Below are 18,696 nucleotides of genomic sequence, written 5' to 3'. Positions count from 1 at the left end.
CGTCCCTCCCAAAGTCATGCTGCCTTGCCGGTATTAAATTTGCTCCGATCCGCAGCGTGGACACCACATGGAGCCCTTCGGCAGATCCGCGCGGCAGATCTGGCATTTCACCATTTCGCGCGTTCCTTCCGTTTCTCCATGCTCATGCCCGCCCCGGGCCTGCCAGTCCCGGATGCGCCGGTCCAGCTCCAGCTGCCTTTCCCGTTCTCGCTCCAGTTCGTCGGCCATCCGCCGGTCGAGCTCCCCGGGCTCTTCCCCGCCTTCGTAATCGTCAAGCGGCGGCGGAAGATGCTCATCCTCGTCATCTGCTGCCTGTATGTAGCTGTACGGCTCGCGGGCCCCTGATTCGTAGTCCTCCTCCGCTTCCGGTTCCTCATACTGCACCGGGCGCTCACTCTGAGGCGCGGGCTTCGGCTTCTCCTGATAGACAGCCGGCACCGCGCCGCCTAACTGTTCCAGCTTGCGGCCGCAGTTGGGACAGAAATTCGCGCCCAATGCGACAACCGCGCCGCATTTGCAGAGCTTCTCGTTCTTGAGCTCGGCGATTCTGGCCCGCAGCTCGTCAATTTTATCCTGAAGTCGAAGACAAGCGCGGGAATGCTCGGTCATCATTCCTTCGGCCAGCGACAAATCCCTGGAACGATACCCTTCGTAGAAGAGTCTGCCCATCTTCGTAAATTCAATTTCCATATCATGTTCAATGTCGGAAATTTGGCTGTTCAGCTTCCCGATTTCCACGGAGTTCTGCGCCTTCTCGCTTACCCGGTTGGCTCCGTCTTTAATTCGCTGCAGCAAATTCATCGATAGTTCCTCCTTCTCATGGATGAGCCATGATCCTGCGCCAAGTACGCGTTCGAATATGCCTCTATCATACCAAATACGGGGCCGAGATTCATTACCTGTCGCATTGTGCATATCATGACGGATAATGAAGCGGTGTAGAGCGATTTCGCATTACGCATCCATCAAGCTCAATCTGGTGCGGAATACGCCGGATTATCGGCCGGAAGGGCTTGAGGTTAAATTTGACGAGGCGGGACCGATGAAACTCCTCCAGGGACAGGCTCCGGGAGCCGGAGAGCGGAGGCAAGCACTTTTTTACTACGGACGACGTTCGTTCTGTCATCAATCGAGCGGCCACGATGACGGCATCGGTAATCTGGACAGCAAGGACTCCGGGGCTGTATCGCCGCTCCGCATTCCAGGGAACATGGAACGTTAAATCACCGGTGGCATAAAGGCGCTCGAGAAGCCAGGGCAGTCAGGCCAGTGCGGCAAAGGCTGCTGGACGCTTTTTTTGCTCACGGTCTCCCTTTCGGTTAAAATGGAGGTGGTTCCAAATTCGTACAACCGGGAGAGAGTCCGTGAAAGAACAAGATAACCAATTGATTACGCTGGAGCAGCTGCAGGTGCGCGTTCAGGATTTGGGCTTGGACAAACTGAGCGGGGACGTAACCAGACAACTGGAGGAGTTCAAGAAGATGCCCGCCTTGTACCGGCTGGCCCTGAATGAGCTGGAGAACAAGATCGAAACGCTCAAGACCGAATGGAAGATGCGCAACGGGTACAGCCCGATCGAACATATCAAGTGCCGGATCAAAGAGCCGGCAAGCATACTGGAGAAAATCAAGCGCAAGGGACATGAGTTCAGCTACGAGAACATGGAGAATTACATCCATGACATCGCCGGCATGCGGATCGTCTGCGCCTTCGTCAAGGATATTTACCAGCTCGCCGACCATTTTGCCGGGAGAGAGGATATCCGGGTGATTGAAGTCAAGGACTACATTGCCCATCCGAAGCCGAATGGCTACCAGAGCCTGCATCTGATCGTGGCGGTGCCGCTCATCCTGCTCGAAGGCACACGCTGGGTGAAGGCCGAGATTCAACTGCGTACGCTGGCCATGGACTTCTGGGCGAGCATGGAGCATATTCTCTATTACAAGTACGACAGCCAGCTGCCTCCCCATGTCGCCGATGAACTGAAGAGCGCAGCCCGCGCAGCCGACGAACTCGATCAAAAAATGCTGCGCCTGCGCAAGGAAATCCTGGAGCTGACGGCATCCGAAGTGGATCTGCCGGTCGAACCGTAATAAGCATCGTAGAGCGGTCAAGCAGCATGCGCAAGAGACCCCAAACCTAGAACAACCCCTCGCTTCCCGTTTCGGGAGCCGAGGGGTTGTTGCGTCAGATGGGGCTTCGCGCTCTACAAGATGGGCTTCTCGCTTTACAGCCTGGTCCAGCTCTTGCCGCCGTCTGAGGTGGTTACGGCCAGGCCCCGATTTCATGAAAATCCTGTTACTTCGTCAACTCCCCGGCGCGCTTGGCCGCCTCTTCCGCCGCGCGCCGGCGGATCAGCGCCAGCCCTTCCGCCGCACCCGGGACGCCCGGCAGCAGCGCAGCCCAGGTCTCTTCGCCGTCTTCCTGCGGAATATCCGGCGAGCCCGGCACCTTCCGGTCCCTGACCTCCATAAACGAAGGCCCCGGCTGATGAAGAGAGCCCTCAGCCGCCGCCTCGGCCAGCCACTCGCCGGCCGATACCGCCGCGCCCTTCTTCTCCAGCTTCGCCAGCTCGGCGGCAAGCTGTCCGGTCTCGGCTACGCCGCCCGGTTCCCGGAAGCGCTCCTGCTCCGCCCAGAGCGCGAAGACCGCGCCCGTCAGCTCCTCCTTCGGGAGCCCGCGGAGCGCGAGGGCGGTCAGCGGCTCCTGCTCCAGCCGCGCCCTCAGCCTGGACATGGACTCCGCATCCCCGGCGCCCTCCTGGCCGGCCAGCTCCGCAACGTCCGGCCACAGCCCGAATGCCGCCAGCCAGTCCGGCAGCCGGCCTCTCAAGAGACCGTACAGCTCCATCGGGCTGTCCGCCAGACGCTCCACAGCCTCCCGGCGCTTGGCTGCCGGCCACAGGTCCAGCTTCAGTACCTGTCTGGACCGGGAAGTTCGGGAGGCCTCAGCAGAGCGCCCTGTCTCCCCGGCTTCCGCTCCCGCACCGGGCGTCCATAACGCGGTCAGTCTCCCCGGCGCGGCTTCCAGCTGCATGTTCATCGTCTCGGTCATAGCTCTCTCCGCCTCCGCCGTTTATTTCTTCGTTACTAGTCTTTCCCCAACTATTCCATCCAGTCCTGATTCTGCAGGACGATGAGTTCTTGGAGCTCCTGGTCGGACATTTCCGTGAGCCAGTTCTCGCCCGACCCCACGACCTGCTCGGAGAGGCTCTTCTTCCGCTCGATCAGCTCGTCGATTCTCTCTTCCAGCGTTCCCTGACAGATCAGCTTGTGCACCTGCACATTCTTGTGCTGGCCGATGCGGAACGCACGGTCGGTCGCCTGATTCTCCACCGCCGGATTCCACCAGCGGTCATAGTGCACGACATGGTTGGCCCGGGTCAGGTTCAGGCCGACGCCTCCCGCCTTGAGCGACAGCACGAAGAACGCCGAACCCTCGCCTTCCTGGAACGACCGCACCATGTCGTCGCGATTGCGTTTGGACACGCCCCCGTGCAGGAACAGCGGGGTACGGCCGTATCTTTTGGCCAGCCGGTTCACCAGCAGTTCGCCCATCGCCACATATTGCGTAAAGATCAGCGCCGATTCGCCAAGCTCCGCAATGCTGTCGAGCACTTCGTACATCGTCTCCAGCTTCCCTGACGTCTCGCTGCGCCCTTGCCGCCCCTCGTCTCTGCGGTGCAGCTGGGGGTGATCGCATATCTGCTTCAGCTTCGTCAACGAAGACAGCACCAGTCCCCGCCGGGCCATCCCCGTGCTGCCGCCGATCGTGCCCAGCATCTCGTTCACGACGCTCTGGTACAGCACCGCCTGTGCTTCCGTCAGCGGACAGTAGGATTTGATCTCCAGCTTCTCCGGAAGATCCTTCGAGATGTCGGGGTCGCTCTTCAGCCTGCGCAGCAGAAAGGGCGATACAAGCCGGTGCAGCTCTCTCAGCCGCTCCGCACCCTCCCCGGACCCATAACGCTCGCGAAAGGAATGGAACGTCCCCAGATATCCGGGATTGAGAAAATGAAAGATCGACCACAGCTCGCCGAGCCGGTTCTCCACCGGCGTTCCGGTCATCGCGATCCGGTGAGGGCTGGACAGCCGCATGACGCTCTGCGCCTGCTTCGTCCGGTAATTCTTAATGTATTGGGCTTCGTCCAGAACAACCGTCGACCATGAGACGGAGGCGAGATCCTCGCTGTCCCTGCCGGCCAGATGGTACGTGGTCAGCACGATATCATGCCCGGCAGCCTGTCTGCGGAAGTCCTCTCCCCGGAGCCTCCGGATGCCGTGATGAATATAGACGCTGAGTGTCGGAGCGAACCGCTGCAGCTCCCGCTGCCAGTTGCCGAGCAGCGAGGTCGGACACAGAATCAGCACCGGCTCCTTAACGGCGGATTGGTCCCGGCTCTTCTCCCTGAGCAGCAGGCAGGCGATTACCTGAATCGTCTTCCCGAGACCCATGTCATCGGCGAGGCAGACGCCGAAGCCAAGCTCGCCCATGGCGCTTAGCCATTGGTAACCCCGTTCCTGGTAAGGCCGAAGCGTTCCCTGAAGCTCTGTCGGCACGGACTGCTGGGGCAGGTGCCGGACGGCATCTCCCCGGATCAGCGAGGCCAGAAGACCGACGGTCTCCATCCCTGTAACCGGCATTCCTTTCCACAGCCGGTCCTCTTCCAGCTCGGCTTCAAGGCGCATCCATTCCGAGGCGGACATCTCGCCGCTCTCATGGCGCTTCATATAGCGCAGCACCTGGCGAATCTCCTTCGGATCGACCTCGATCCATTCTCCGCGGAACTGGACATATGGCACTCCGGCCGCCAGCAGGGCGTTCAGTTCCTCAACGCTGACCTCGCTGCTGCCCAGCGAGGCTTCGATCTTGAACGATACGAGGGCCTCCATGCCGAGCGCCAGCGGCTGCGCCTTGTCCGGCGTATCCGGCAGGCGCATCTTCAGCCGCATCCCGATCTTCCTGCGCCCCTCCCGGCTCCAGCGGGAGGGCAGCTGCACGGTGATGCCACGGGTGGTCAACCGCTGCACCGTCTCTTTCAGGAACCGGTACAGCTGCTCCGGCTCCAGATCCACTCCCGAAGGAGCCGGCTCTGCAAGGACACGCGCGATATCCTCGGACTGCTCCGCAGCGCGTCCCAGCGCCGTCAGCAGCTGCTCCTGGATTCGCATGTAGCGCTTGCCCCACAGAGTGAACTCCCGTTCCGGGCTGCTCCATACGGCAGAGGCCGGAAGCCAGAATCCGCTCTCTTCCCTTCCTTCCGCCCAGAAGGACAGGCGCCACACTTCGCCTTCCTCCTTGGGCGGCTCCAGCCGCAGTCCAAGCCCGAGCTGACCGCTCTGTTCCTCTTCTCCGGCACAGGGAATACCCGAATCCGCTGCTCCTCCTACCGCCGCAAGCAGCTCCGCCACCTCTGCGGGTGTCCCCTGCACGGGAATGTCCCGGGTTCCGGTAAGCAGGCTGTTCCACCATAGCTCGGTCAGCGGAGAGCGGCCTCTGCGGTAGTTGGATTTATAGGACGCCAGCTGCGGCTCCATCCCTGCTACAACCCGCTTCACCTCGGCGCTAATCATGGCCTGAAGGAATGAGTGCAGCACAATCGCGCCCGCCTCCTCCCGGGAAGAAGCTTCCACGCCCTGCAGATGCAGATGGGAGGAGCCCAGCGCGAGCACCGGCATGGATGCGGCGAAATGCTGGAAGGCTTCCTGCTGCTCCGGCGTCCCCAGAACCGGCATCCACCGGGTTTCGGCGGCCTGCTCGCCGCCCCGCCGGCGCGAGCCGACGGTCTTCGGCGAAGCCGCTCCCGGTGTGATGCCTCCGGTCACGATCAACTCCAGCGCAAAGCGCGCGGCCGCAGCCCAGTAGCTCATTTCGCCTCCAGGCTCGATCCCCTGCTGCCGGCACAGCTCCTCGTCCCATCCCAGGAGCAGCTCGAACGCATCCCTCGGCGCGAGGGCAAGCCCTTCGAGCATCCGCCCGGCAAGCGGCCGGCGCCCGGTCTTGCCTTCGGTCCTGGCCGCAGGATACTTCACCTCCGCCAAACGGAGGGCAGCACCCGCGAATGGCCTCCGGCCTCCCTGAATCTCAAGGCGTCTGAGCACGCCGGTCCAGGCATCCACTTTGGGTTCTGAAGTCTCTCCGGAGAAGCAGAACAGCACATCCCCCAGCCACATTGCATACAGATGCTTAGTCATCGTGATCTCCTGTCGTATCCCCGAAATCCGCAGCCGCTAAAGGCCGCAGAGCTTCAGGCTAGCTTGTGCGCAAAAAAAGGTTTTATCTTCATCTTAAACGAAACGCTTCGGATTTAAAAACATTTCTGAACATTTTCCATAGAACAGGAGGAGAAGCGTTGAGTGCCGGTACCGGCCTTCGGGATGACGGAACCTCACGCTGGATTCCGGAGCAGCCGCCGCCAGCATTTTCCCGCCACAGTGCGCTGCCAGATATACCCTTGTTTATGCTGCCGAATCCCTTTCTAGCGGATGTTTTCTTGCAATATCAGGGAGTCGAACCTTTGAAGTTTATGCTTTCTGCTATTAAAAAATCCTTTCCCTTCAACCGCCAGAAGGCGGCTGACTCGGGAAAGGATTATGAGGTGCAGGTCGCTATGTACTACATTGCTATGTACACCCTGCCGGCCGTTATTTGCGGCGTGCTACAACTTCGATCTCGACCAATCCGTCCTTGGGCAGACGGGCAACCTCAACCGCGCTCCGTGCCGGGTAAGGCTCTTTGAAGAACGTGCTGTACACCTCGTTCACTGCCGCGAAATCATTCATGTCCTTCAGAAATACAGTCGTCTTCACAACCTGATCGAGGGAAACGCCCGCTTCCTCCAGAATGGCCTGCACATTGGTCAGCGACTGGCGCGCCTGTGCCTGGACATCTTCCGCCAGCTCGCCTGTTGAAGGATCCAATCCCAGCTGCCCGGAGGTGTACACCCAGTTGCCGGCGATAATTGCCTGGCTGTAAGGACCAATTGCGCCCGGCGCTTTGTCCGTGGATACCTGCTTCTTGCTCATGATTACAATCTCCTCTCAACCGATATCATTTCTGCTCCCATTGTACGCCGCGCCCTTCGGTTATTGCAAACCAAGAGCCTGGATAACGTCATTGGGATATACATGTATGCCCGGAGGAGAAGCTTCCGCGATGTGGACCATCGCCCGGGCAACCGTACTTCCTTTCACCGCCCGGTATTTGGCTGCTCTTCCGACCATCAGGAATTCCAGCCGGGTCATCAGAAAGGCGGCTGCCCTTTCGCCGCGCCTGAACTCGTCCCGCTCGCCCAGCAGCAGCGACGGCCGGAACAGATGGACACCGGAGATGCCTGATTGGCTTACTCCCTCCTCCATCCTTCCTTTTGTCCGGGAATAGAACTGACGGGAACGCGAATTCGCGCCCATCGCTGAAACCACCAGCATCTGCTTCACCCCGGCCCTGTGCGCAAGCTCCGCCGCTTTCAGGGGATATTCCAGATCGACCCGCTCGAAGTTCGCCTGCGATCCCGCCGTCTTGATCGTCGTTCCCAGACAGCAGAACAGGGCGTCGACACCGTGAAACAGCTCACCGTATTCGTCCAAATGCTCCCAGTCAACAAGGTGCTGGATCAGCCTCCCGTTCTCGATGTCCAGCAGCCTTCGCGTCAGCAGCCGCACTTCCTTCCAGCCGCTGCGCAGCAGCTCATTCGTCACCTCTCTGCCGACCAGCCCGGTTGCGCCAATTACCATTGCCGTTCCGCACATCGATTTTCCCCCCTTTCGATCTCTGAGATATGTTTAGTCATTCTTCAATAATCACGCAGGACGCGGCGGCCGATCAAGACGATCAGCACCAGCATCAGCCCGCCGACGACCAGCTGCAGTCCGTACACTTGAATCGAATGAGGCCAGCCGGCAATCCATTCGTAGATTTTGCCGCCGAGAAGAGGTCCGAAGAATGCTGCCACTCCGGTAAGCGCGGCGTAAGTCGCCATGTACATCGGCCGTTCTTTTTTGGGCGTGTCGCCGATAATGAAATTGAACGCCAGCTGGTTGAAACCGCCTACACCTACTCCGAAGACGACATGTGCCGTCAGCAGAACCGCAAGCGTCGGCAGAACCGACAGCAGCCCCCAGATCAGCGAGGATACGGCGATAATGGGAAGCGTCCAGAACAGAAGCCGTTTGTTGCTGTACCGGGCGTTCAAATTGCCCCAGAAATAGAAGCTCGCCATCATGAAGACGGTCTGCGTTACATTCAGCAGCGAGAGCGTCCGGTAATTGATATCCATCAGCTGAAGCATGACGTAGGAATAGAGTGGGACAGTCACATTTTGCAGCAGCAGCCACAGCGACAGAAACAGCGTTGATTTGATGAACAAGCTGTCCTGAAGCGGCTTTTTCAGCATAGGCAGAAACTTGCTCTCGTCGGACTTCTCGAAATGCACATCCGGATAGAATAAGAATACGGCAATGTTAAGCGCTGCAAAAATCCAGACCACAATGTATATGATAAGGAAGCCCTTGCCTCCCGGATACATGTCGAGCACAATGCCCCCGGCGTATACGACAATACTGCCCAGCGCGTTCAGCATCGTATTCCGGATTCCGAAATATCTTCCCCGCACCCGGGGCGGCACCAGATCGCTGATCACCGAGCTCCACAGCATACCACCGGCGGTATTGACGATGAATGCAAGGGCGTAGAGCCCAATGAAAGCGGTAACCCAATAGGGTTTGGGAAAAAGAAACGGGACCAGTCCCGTCGAGACCCATAAAACCCGCTGCAGGCCGATAAACAGAACGAGCGCCCATTTGCGGCTCTCCAGCTTTTGTATGAAGAAGGCGACGGCTATCTGTCCGATGTTCACCAGAGTCGTCAGCGCCAGCACGAGACCGATCTCACCCGAAGTCGCACCGAGATAGAGGAGGAACCCGGTCAGGAATTGCCCCTGGAGCAGCACCTGGAAGATCGTTGATGGTACGCCTTCCCAGGTGGCGATGTGCAGGTTTTTGCGCTGTGTGGTCCATTTGCGTTTTCGTCTTGGACGCCGGCCTTCCGTGCGGTTATTCATGACGATGCCCATTGTAATGTATACACTCCCTCGACGCGGCTTTTGCTTCATTCTACACGCCATTAACCATGCGTCAATAAGGGATAGTTACAAATAATATTGGAGGTTCGCAGACCGCGCTCTACTGGGCTTCTGCCGGAAGATGCAACGAGAAGATGCTGCCCTTGCCCTCCTGGCTCTCCAGCGAAATAAAGCCTCCTAGCAGCCGGGCCAAATTCATGCTGATCGACAAGCCGAGTCCGGTGCCTCCGTATTGTCTGCTGATCGTGCCGTCCGCCTGCTGAAAGGCCTCAAAGATGCTCGTATGCTTGTCCTTGGGAATGCCGATTCCGCTGTCCTGCACCTCAAAGACCATCCACAAAGCCTCACGCGATCCCTGCAGCCGCTTCTCCCCCCGGATAATGAGAGACACGCCTCCCTGATGGGTGAATTTAAAGGCGTTGGAGAGCAGATTCCGCAAAATTTGCTGGATACGCTGGGAGTCGGAATAGATCGTCTCGGGAAGTCCCTCCTCCAGATTCACCTGAAAATCAAGGCCCTTCTGCCGGGCGACCAGCTCGAACTGGCCGGACAGCTGCACCGGAATCTCGGTGATGTTCACCGCTTCATGCAGCACCTCGAGCTTCCCTGCCTCCACTTTGGACAAATCCAGAATATCGCTTATCAGCATCAGCAGCTCTCCGCCGGAACGGCGGATCATGCTCCCGTATGTACGCAGATCCTCCGGATCGGAGGAGGAATCGCTCTCGGCGATCAGCTCGGACAGATTGATGATGCCGTTCAATGGCGTCCGCAGTTCATGCGACATGTTGGCGAGAAACTCCGACTTGTACTGGGAAGCCAGCATGAGCTGCTTCGCCCGTTCCTCCAGCACGATTTTGTTCTTATGAAGCTCTTCCGTCTGCTTCGACAGCAGCTCGTTGGCTTGCTCGATCTGCTTCATGCGCCGGTGCTCCAGATGGAAATCACGGGCAATCAGGCAGAACAGAATGCTGAGGATCGTCCCTGCCGGCAGGGTATACGGCACAATCTCGGTCATGTACTTATAAGCGGGGATAACGCCGAATATGCTAATGTTGATTGCATTCAGAACATTGACACCCAGAATAACGACCAAGCCCTTTATCGTCAGGGGAGCAGAAGAACGGCGGAACCACGGGGAAGCAGCGGCGCAGACAAACCCAATAATGGATAGATTGATGACGCCGGCCGCTGCAGCCGGGGATACTCCGAACGTCAGCCGCATTAGGCCGATGCCTACACCAACTATAATCAGAATCATTGGCTGCGGAAAAGCGAGGGTAGTGATAATCAAAGGGACAATGCGCAGATCGAAAATGACGTGATCACTCAGGCGATAGCCGAAAAAGGAGCTCAGCCATCCGGCAAAAATCGCTACAACTACCCAAATCCAGCGATTGGCTCTCGGCGGGATTAGGAAAGCGATATGCTTATATACGAAATTGGCCAAATAGGCCAGTGTTATGAGCAGTGCCGTGTTGACGAAGAAAATCTTTATGTATTCCATGAATTCACTCCTGCTCGAGACAGATCGTATTTCTCACTATTATCCTATCATATTAACCAGCAAAAATTAACTCTATTGGCTGTCATAGCCTGAGCACAAGCGGTGCGTCCGCGTGTAGGAAAAGAGCGCAAATCAGATTCGATTTGCGCTCTTCTTCATCGGGAACAGCCGAAGTCTTCCCAGATTCCACTTGCTCCGTCCTTCCGGTAAACGGTGTACAGTGCCCGGCAGCTTCTCCTGAGTTATGGCCGGAGATCCGGCCTCAAAACTTGGTTCCTCTGTCCATGCCTCTTCATCCGGCAGCATGTAATACCTGGAGTGATAGCTCGAAATGATGTCGCCCTGCTCTGCCAGCACATGGTCATTGCGGATCTCGATAATTCTCCCGGTAATTACATAGGAATTGTACATAGACATCGCCTTCCTTATTAATAATAAAGAACCGGTTGCCTTCGTTACGCTGCCTTTATCCGCTGGAGGAACGCCTTAGGCTGAGATGATCACAGGCTCCCCTGCTTCCTAGGAATGGTCGCACGCTCCTGAAGCCTGTCCGCCGTTATCCTTGCTTGCCGCTAATTTCATCCGAATACCGCCGGTTAGTCCAAAACGATGCTTCCCGGCTTTCCTTTAGTGGCATTCTGCACCCTCATGGCAGATGGTTATCGTTAATATTCACTGTAAATTACCCTTCACCAGCAGCTGTGAATCGCCCCCCCTTACATGGTGTTCATTGGAGCCTTCATCGAACCGCGTCGGATTTTGTCACATAATAATCCAAAAATATAACTATTATTTACTACCCATTCATAGAAAAAATCGATATACTATAAATAAGTAATGAACATAAAAGTGATTTTTTTCACTAAATTATTCGGTATTGTGTGTCCAAATCTTACATGAATTAAATTTTAAATATTCAATTCTCACGATTCACTTCTTCCCGCCCTCTGCCGATAGTAAATGAGAGGGTATTTAGAACTAGATGACTGTGAGTTCCTTCACAATAAAAGTGATATTTGTCACATCACAGGGCTATTAAAATGTTTTACATTTTAATATATAGATTTTTAAATTTTCTTCGGAGGTCATTATTCATGAAAAAGGCAACAGCAATCGCATCCAGCGCTATTCTTCTCGGCCTGCTCGCCGCAGGCTGCGGCAATAACAACAACGCCGACGCTCCAGCAGCATCCGCATCCGTATCTGCCGCTCCTTCCGCTGCGGCATCCGCAGCTCCTGCTTCCGCAGCACCGGCTGCTGAAGCCCAGTACAAAGACGGCACATATACCGCTGAAGGCGAAATGGACGCCGAAACTGGCTGGAAACCTAAAGCTGAAGTAACTGTAACTAACGGCGTCGTATCCGCTGTGAAGTTCACTGGAGTTGACAAAGACGGCAATGACAAGCAGGAATACTCCAAAGCCGGCAAATATGGCATGAAAGAGAAGAACCCTAAGGCTCAGGGCGAATGGCATGAGGAAATCGCCAAAGCCGAGGAATTCTACATGGCTAACCAAAGCGCCGCTCCGGCCTTTGACGCGGAAGGCAAGACCGATGCCATCTCCGGCGTATCGATCAGCGTCGGCGAATACTGGACTTTGGTACAAAAAGCGCTTGAGGGAGCAAAATAAAATATAGCAGTTCCCTGTAGTTAATCAGACGAATGAGGTGAATAACTCTTGAAGAGAATCGTTGTTCTCGGCGGAGGTTACGGTGGCGTACTTACCGCCAAGAAGCTCGCCAAGAAACTGAAAAACAACAAGGATGTCGAAATCAAGCTGATCGACCGGAATCCTTACCACACGCTCCTGACCGAGCTGCATGAGGTTTCCGCCAGCCGCGCACCGGAAGACTCGATCAAGATCGATCTCAAGAAGATCTTTGCGGGGCTGAAGGTAGACGTGGTGCTTGACGAAATCAGTAATATTGATTTCAAAGGCAAGAAACTGTCATCCGAAAAGGCCGTATATGAATATGATTACCTTGTAATCGGCACAGGCAGCAAGCCGACCTTCTTCGGCATCCCGGGAGCCGAGGAGAATACGTTCTCCTTCTGGTCCTACGACGACGCGGTGGCGCTGAAACGCCAAATCCGCGACATGTTCACGCAGGGCGCCAAGGAGAAGAACCCGGCTGTTCGCCGTTCCATGCTGACCTTCGTCATTGTCGGCGCAGGCTTCACAGGCGTCGAGCTGGTGGGCGAATTGGCCGAGTACCGCGACGAGCTGTGCAAGGAATTCTATATCGATCCGGAAGAAGTCCGGCTGATCGTCGCCGATATGGCGCCGAAGATTCTTCCTATCCTGCCGGATAAGCTGATCCGCAAAGCCGAAGCCCATCTTCGCAAGCTGAACGTGGAAATCGTGACCAGCGCCAAGATTACCGAAGTTGGCAAAGGCAGCGTCGCTCTCGGCGAGAAGAACGTTGTGGAAGCCCAGACCATCGTCTGGACAGCCGGCGTCGAAGGCTCCGAACTTGTAGGCACTATGGATGTCCAGCAGCAGGGCCGCAAGCGGATCGTGACCAACGGACATCTGGAAAGCGTCGACCACAAGAATGTCTATGTTGTCGGCGACAACATTTTCTATATCGCGGAAGGCGAAGAGCGTCCTGTTCCCCAGATGGTAGAGAACGCCGAGTTGGCCGCTCCATTGATCGCGGGCAACATCGTAGCCGATATCAACGGTACCGCGAAGAAAACTTACAAACCGGCATTCCACGGAACGATGGTCTCGATCGGCAGCCGCTATGGCGTAGCCAACGTGGGTCTTCCGAACAAAATGTTCATGCTCACCGGCTTCATGGCAATGTTCGCCAAGCATATGATCAACATTTACTACCTGCCGGCGTTGTCGGCTTCAACAAAGTATGGACCTACATGATGCACGAGTTCTTCCATGTGGAGAACCGCAGAAGCTTCGTCGGCGGCTACTTCTCCAAGCGTTCGCCCAACTTCTGGCTCGTTCCGCTTCGCATCCTTCTCGGCGGCATGTGGCTGTATGAAGGTATAGACAAGCTGAACAAGATAATTGATCAGGGCTGGACGAAGATCTTCCTGATTCCGGCGGCTCCTTATCTTCAGGATGCCACTTCGGCAGCCAGTGAAGCGGTAAGCAACGTCAAGGATACGGTTGACGCCCAATCGGCGGCTTCGGCAGTTGAATCGGCTTCGGAAGCCGTCTCCGCGCTTCCTGTTCCGAAATTTATCTACAACATCACCAATTGGTTCATGGACCTGCTGTTCTATCAACCGGACGGCCACTTCACGTTCCTGGCCAAATGGTTCCAGCTTGGCATGGTATGCGCCGAAATCATCTTTGGCGTCATGCTGATCGTCGGCCTGTTCACCGCTATCGCCTCTTTGGGAACGATCGCGATGGCCGTCATGATCTGGACGACCAAGATGGCATCCACGGAAATGCTGTGGTATGTAGGTGCGGCAATCGCATGCGTCGGCGGAGCCGGCAGCGTGTTCAGCCTTGACTACTATGTCCTGCCTTGGCTCAAGAAGCAGTGGAAGAAAATTCCGCTCGTAAGGCGCTGGTATCTGTTCACCGACTGATCCGCTCCTTATAATAAGCAAGCTTATATTAGAAATATGTAGTTTTGATGTGGTTGGCAAGCTTAATAGCCGTTCTCTTGGAGTAATGTGTCTCTTAGGCACATTACTCTCCTTATTTAAAGGGTTTTGTAGGGATGACCCATTTCCACCGAGCAGCCCCCGGCAAAACCGACAAGAAGGAGTGAATCTCATGAACAGACATCTCACTCAAGATGCTCTGCTGCTGCTCCAGGCCGAATTGTCGCCTATTGCCGGAATACAGCTTTCTTTCGAAGCGGAAGAAGGCGACAGGCTGCTCGCCGTTCTGGACGGCTTCGAAATGGATGCCCGGCGCCGCGTCTGTCTTGCCGGTCTCTATATTATTTTGACCGAGGCTGCCCGAAGCCATATGAAATGCAACCACGATGATCAGGATCTGGTCCGGCATGTACTGGACGGCGATTATCTGTACAGCTTCTATCTCCAGTTCGCCATTCAGCACCGGGAGCTTGATCTTGTCGCGTTCCTGGCTCCATATGTCAAACGCCAACAGATTGCCCGCTCTTGCGGACAGGATGGGGAGACAGACTACGCCGGATTAATCGGGCAGCATCTGGTGAAGGAATTCAAAAAAAGCGGCCGTCCGGCCAAAGCGATAGAACAGGTGGGATAGGCCCGACATGAAACTGCACGAAGCCTTGCATATCGAGATTAGTGAAGTCAACCGCGAAATCGAGCGGCTGGTAACGAGCGACCGGGATGTGCCGGCCGATTCGCCGCTGCGTTCCGGAATTATGGAGCTTATCGGCTCGGGCGGCAAGCGCCTTCGGCCGCTTATGGTTATCGTGGGCGGCCGGTTTGGCAAGAAGAAGCCCGGACGGCGCACCTTCCAGCTTGCGGCTGCGGCGGAATTCATTCATGCCGCCTCGCTCATTCACGACGATATTATCGACGGGGCCGAGCTGCGGCGGGGTCAGCCCGCCCTGCATACCCGGACGGGCGTTCTTCCCGCCGTGCATATCGGCAACTATATGTCGGCCCGGGTCATCGAACTGCTGAGCCAGCATGCTGGAGACAAGAACCGTTATGTGCATGATCTCTCAGCTGTCGCCACCGCCCAGCTGTGCATCGGCGAGTATCAGCAGATGGAGCATGCCTATGATTACGGACTTACTCTGGAGCAATACGTGGAGAAATCCCTGAACAAGACGGCGATGCTGATGGCAACCTGCCTGCGGATTGGCGCGCTGTCTACGGAAGGCGCGCAGGAGACAGCCGACGCTCTGTATGTCTTCGGCGAAGCGCTCGGCATCGCCTTTCAGATTCAGGACGACCTGCTGGACTTCACCCAGTCGTCAGAGGCGCTGGGCAAGCCGGCAGGAAGCGATCTCCGGAATGGACAGGTTACGCTGCCGGTTATGTACGCGCTGCAGAATCCGGAGCTCGCGCCTGTCATCCGGCGCGTCGGCCCCCATTCCTCCGAGGAAGAGATTGAGGAGGCGCTCGCTGCCATTGCCGGCAGCGGCGCACTGGAGCGCACGGAGGAGACCTGCCGGCGCTATCTGGAGCAGGCGGCCGACATCGCGCAGCTGCGGCTCCGGAACTTCCCGGCCTATGCCGACCTGGAGACGCTGCTCCGCTATTTCTCGGGCAGAGACAACTGACCGCCTCCTGCGCTCCAGCTTCTGTCCTCATCTCTCATGCCGTCACCCATCGGCAATAATTTGCTCCGCTCTATTGGCCTTATTAAGCATTTAACAGCCGCCTTCTCAGGGAAAGCGGCTGTTCTTTTTACTCTGATACAGCCTGCCTCACATCTCGTTTCCAAACCCTTTTATATTCCCCGCCGATGTACATCAATAACGGAAGATAGTTGAGTTTACTCCCCCCATTACCAGAGCATATGGCAACGAAAATTCAATCTTAATTTTTTTAGCTATAGAAAGGTTAACTTGATTTATTTCTAATAAAATGCAATTATACAAATAAATTGGAATATCATGGAGGTTGGGGTGAACTCAGAATGGGAAGAAAAAGTCTATTAATTGCATTAGGGGCTGCTATCCTTGCTAGCATTGGCATTTACTCAAGTGTTTCAAAAGGTATTAATTTACCAATATTGTCTTCATTAGTAATTATATATACCGCGTCCATATTTCAACTAAAAAAAAGATAAACTACAGAATTGCTGTGTAGTTTATCTGATCGTTTAATCACTAATTGGTGATGTAGAAATAATCCGTCAGCGTACAGGCCAGAATGACCATGCTGATCACCTGGTTCAGATTGTAGGAGGCGATCTTCATCAGTTGCCGGTTGGATGGCTTGATGATTTGATGCTCCGTCATGAGCAGCACGGTCGCGATACCGATTCCGACGAGATATATCCAGCCCAGCCCGCGCCATACGTACAGGAACAGCAGAAGCAGAATCATAATGAAGTGCAGTGCCTTGGCAATGCGCAGCGCGTTCTCCAGCCCGAAATAGCTGGGAATCGACCACAGCCCGGCGCGGCGGTCAAAGTCGATATCCTGTGTGCCGTATATAATATCGAACCCGGCGATCCACAGCATGACGACCGTACCGATCACGAAGGGAGTGAAGGCAATATTCCCGGTTACCGCGAACCAGGCGCCGATCGGTGCGGACGCGATAACGAAGCCCAGATACAGATGGCTGAGATAGGTGAAGCGCTTCGTGTAGGAGTAGGTGGAGATCAGAAAGATGGCCACCGGCGACAGAACGAGACAGAGCAGGTTCAGCATGCCGGATGCTAATATAAAGATCAAATAGTTCACGACAACGAAGATCGCGACTTCCTTCTCGGCGAGCAGACGCTGCGGCAGATGCCGATGCGCCGTCCGAGGATTCTGGCCGTCGAAGACACGGTCGGCCAGCCGGTTGAAGGCGTTGGCGCCGTTGCGCGCCCCGATAAGGGCAATCAGCCCCCACAGCATAATCCGCCCCGAGGGCCAGCCCCCCGCCGCCCATACCATTGAAATAACGGCAAAGGGCAGCGAGAACAGCGTATGCGAGAACATAACGAGCTCGCTGAACATTTTTAGCTTGTGCCCCGCAATTTTAAAGGCATTCAGAATAACCATAGCAATTCTCCAATCCGTTCATGCTGACCATGTCTACATGCAGGACATTCTCCGCTGGTCCGCCGGAACCGGGATGCCCATCTCGTATTCCCTTTCGGAAAAGGACGGAGTGCGCGTCCAGTCCAGTCCAGTCCAGGGCCAGGCTCAGAGGTCAGGGGATTGATCACACCTGCGCCCCAAGCCGCGCCAACGTGCTGTCCAATGCTGCAAGGAGACCGTCGATATCTTCTTCCATAATAACAAGAGGCGGCTGGAAGGCCAACACATTTCGGCCCACGCCGTTCTTCCCGACCAAGTAGGCCTGGTTCTTCAGATCTTCAAGCACATCGTCCGTCAGCGCCGCGCTCTCTGCGGAACCTGCCCCGCGAAGCTCCATGCCCAGCATCAGTCCCGTTCCTCTCACATCGGCGACAAGCGCCGGGTAACGGTCCTGCAGCTCCCGGAGCCCTGCCTTCAGCCGGGCTCCCAGCAAGGCGGCGCGCTCAGGCAGCCGCTCGGCTTCGATATAATCGAGCACGGCGAGCGCCGTCGCCGCGGAGACCGGATTGCCGCCGAACGTGGAGGCGGACGGCGTATTCAGCGAGGCGGCGATCTCGTCGCCCGCCGCGAAGGCGGCAACCGGCACGCCGTTGCCGAGCGCTTTGGCCATGGTGACGATATCCGGCACGACGCCGAAATGCTCCATGGCGAACATGGCTCCCGTCCGTCCGAAGCCGGTCTGGATCTCGTCGGCGATCAGCAGGATTCCATGCAGCTCCAGCAACTCCTTCACGGCGCGGAAATAGCCGGGTTCCGGCATGATCATGCCGCCGTTGCCCTGGATCGGCTCCGCGATCAGGGCGGCGATAGTATCGCCTTTGGCCGCGAGAACCGCCTTCAGGTCGGCAAGCGAAATCTCCGACGCTTCCGCCAAAGTCAGCTCCGGATCGAACGGACGCCGGATGAACGCAACATCCTCGTCCAGATACTTGTCGGTCCGCCACATGGACAATCCGGTTACGCTCATCGTCAGATTCGTCCGGCCGTGCAGCCCGCTCTCCAGCGCGATGAAGCCCTTGCGGCCGGTATGCAGCCGGGCTAGCAACAGCGCCCCTTCATTCGCTTCCGAGCCGCTGTTCACGAAGAACGTGCGTCTCAGGTTCCCCGGCAGCACAGACTCCAGCCGCTCCGCCAGCAGCACGCTCGGCTCCGTCAAATATACCGTCGTCGTATGCTGCAGCCGGCGCAGCTGCTCGATCGTCCGCTCCGTAATGGCCGGGTTGCAGTGGCCGCAGGCCACCACCGATACCCCTGCGAAGAAATCGGTGTACTTCTTCCCGTTCTCATCATACACATGCTGCATACTGCCGCGGACCAATTGCGGCGCATCCCGGTAAAAATGCTGTGTACAAGGGTAGAAATACTGTTTGCGCTTGGCCGCAACCGCCTCTCTGCCAATAAACTGGCCGTCCATCCGGTTTCCCCC

The 18,696-nt window shown here is 56.5% G+C and carries 15 protein-coding genes and 1 pseudogene; 6 read left to right on the top strand and 10 right to left on the bottom strand.

Translation table 11 applies throughout. From position 1 onward, the window contains the following. Window positions 1-33: 33 nt before the first annotated feature. Window positions 34-801: a zinc ribbon domain-containing protein gene (locus PSTEL_RS02750; protein WP_038693324.1), complete on the bottom strand. Its 768-nt coding sequence runs from the start codon at window positions 799-801 to the stop codon at window positions 34-36. Window positions 802-928: 127 nt separating this feature from the next. On the opposite strand from PSTEL_RS02750, the gene PSTEL_RS02745 reads away from it, so the two are divergent. Together PSTEL_RS02745 and PSTEL_RS02740 are read left to right on the top strand one after the other, a co-directional pair. Further along, the gene (locus PSTEL_RS02745) at window positions 929-1,222 is read left to right on the top strand and encodes a hypothetical protein (RefSeq protein WP_038693322.1); all 294 of its coding nucleotides are present in this window, start codon (window positions 929-931) and stop codon (window positions 1,220-1,222) included. Between the two features lie 259 nt (window positions 1,223-1,481). Beyond that, window positions 1,482-2,093 (top strand): GTP pyrophosphokinase, encoded by a 612-nt coding sequence (locus PSTEL_RS02740; RefSeq protein WP_084065360.1) that lies wholly within the window; start codon window positions 1,482-1,484, stop codon window positions 2,091-2,093. Between the two features lie 205 nt (window positions 2,094-2,298). On the opposite strand, the gene PSTEL_RS02735 is transcribed toward PSTEL_RS02740, so the two are convergent. The 7 genes from PSTEL_RS02735 to PSTEL_RS02705 form a co-directional block, all read right to left on the bottom strand. Further along, entirely contained in the window at window positions 2,299-3,054 is a 756-nt protein-coding gene (locus PSTEL_RS02735; RefSeq protein WP_052098148.1) for a hypothetical protein, read from the bottom strand. Window positions 3,055-3,104: 50 nt separating this feature from the next. Further along, a complete protein-coding gene (locus PSTEL_RS02730; RefSeq protein ID WP_038693320.1) occupies window positions 3,105-6,194 on the bottom strand; it encodes a DEAD/DEAH box helicase in 3,090 nt (1,029 codons plus the stop codon). Window positions 6,195-6,644: 450 nt separating this feature from the next. Next, on the bottom strand, window positions 6,645-7,025 hold the full coding sequence (locus PSTEL_RS02725; RefSeq protein ID WP_038693318.1) for a RidA family protein: 381 nt from the start codon (window positions 7,023-7,025) through the stop codon (window positions 6,645-6,647). A gap of 60 nt (window positions 7,026-7,085) precedes the next feature. Further along, a complete protein-coding gene (locus tag PSTEL_RS02720) occupies window positions 7,086-7,748 on the bottom strand; it encodes an oxidoreductase (protein WP_038693317.1) in 663 nt (220 codons plus the stop codon). A gap of 44 nt (window positions 7,749-7,792) precedes the next feature. Further along, on the bottom strand, window positions 7,793-9,058 hold the full coding sequence (locus PSTEL_RS02715) for an MFS transporter (RefSeq protein ID WP_038700016.1): 1,266 nt from the start codon (window positions 9,056-9,058) through the stop codon (window positions 7,793-7,795). Window positions 9,059-9,179: 121 nt separating this feature from the next. Continuing rightward, window positions 9,180-10,586 carry a sensor histidine kinase gene (locus tag PSTEL_RS02710; RefSeq protein WP_038693316.1) on the bottom strand — a complete coding sequence of 469 codons (1,407 nt, stop codon included), beginning with the start codon at window positions 10,584-10,586 and terminating at the stop codon, window positions 9,180-9,182. Between the two features lie 132 nt (window positions 10,587-10,718). Continuing rightward, window positions 10,719-10,997, bottom strand: coding sequence for a hypothetical protein (locus PSTEL_RS02705; RefSeq protein WP_038693314.1), 279 nt, complete (start codon window positions 10,995-10,997; stop codon window positions 10,719-10,721). A gap of 683 nt (window positions 10,998-11,680) precedes the next feature. Between PSTEL_RS02705 and PSTEL_RS02700 the strand changes: the two genes are divergently transcribed. From PSTEL_RS02700 to PSTEL_RS02685, 4 genes and pseudogenes are all read left to right on the top strand, one after another. After that, entirely contained in the window at window positions 11,681-12,217 is a 537-nt protein-coding gene (locus PSTEL_RS02700; RefSeq protein WP_038693313.1) for a hypothetical protein, read from the top strand. A 48-nt stretch (window positions 12,218-12,265) separates the two neighbouring features. Further along, window positions 12,266-14,148 (top strand): annotated as a pseudogene (locus PSTEL_RS02695) (FAD-dependent oxidoreductase). A gap of 190 nt (window positions 14,149-14,338) precedes the next feature. Next, on the top strand, window positions 14,339-14,800 hold the full coding sequence (locus PSTEL_RS02690) for a hypothetical protein (RefSeq protein WP_052098147.1): 462 nt from the start codon (window positions 14,339-14,341) through the stop codon (window positions 14,798-14,800). Between the two features lie 7 nt (window positions 14,801-14,807). Beyond that, window positions 14,808-15,791 carry a polyprenyl synthetase family protein gene (locus PSTEL_RS02685; RefSeq protein WP_038693312.1) on the top strand — a complete coding sequence of 328 codons (984 nt, stop codon included), beginning with the start codon at window positions 14,808-14,810 and terminating at the stop codon, window positions 15,789-15,791. A 552-nt stretch (window positions 15,792-16,343) separates the two neighbouring features. Here the strand turns inward: PSTEL_RS02685 and PSTEL_RS02680 are convergent. After that, window positions 16,344-17,231: a UbiA-like polyprenyltransferase gene (locus PSTEL_RS02680; protein WP_038693310.1), complete on the bottom strand. Its 888-nt coding sequence runs from the start codon at window positions 17,229-17,231 to the stop codon at window positions 16,344-16,346. A 163-nt stretch (window positions 17,232-17,394) separates the two neighbouring features. Then, complete coding sequence (locus PSTEL_RS02675; RefSeq protein WP_038693309.1) at window positions 17,395-18,684, bottom strand: aspartate aminotransferase family protein; 1,290 nt, start codon at window positions 18,682-18,684, stop codon at window positions 17,395-17,397. Between the last annotated feature and the right edge of the window lie 12 nt (window positions 18,685-18,696).

It is taken from the genome of Paenibacillus stellifer (assembly GCF_000758685.1).
Taxonomy (GTDB): Bacteria; Bacillota; Bacilli; order Paenibacillales; family Paenibacillaceae; genus Paenibacillus_AQ; species Paenibacillus_AQ stellifer.
Note: the sequence above shows the minus strand (reverse complement) of the source record. Positions and strands in the feature narration are given on the sequence as shown.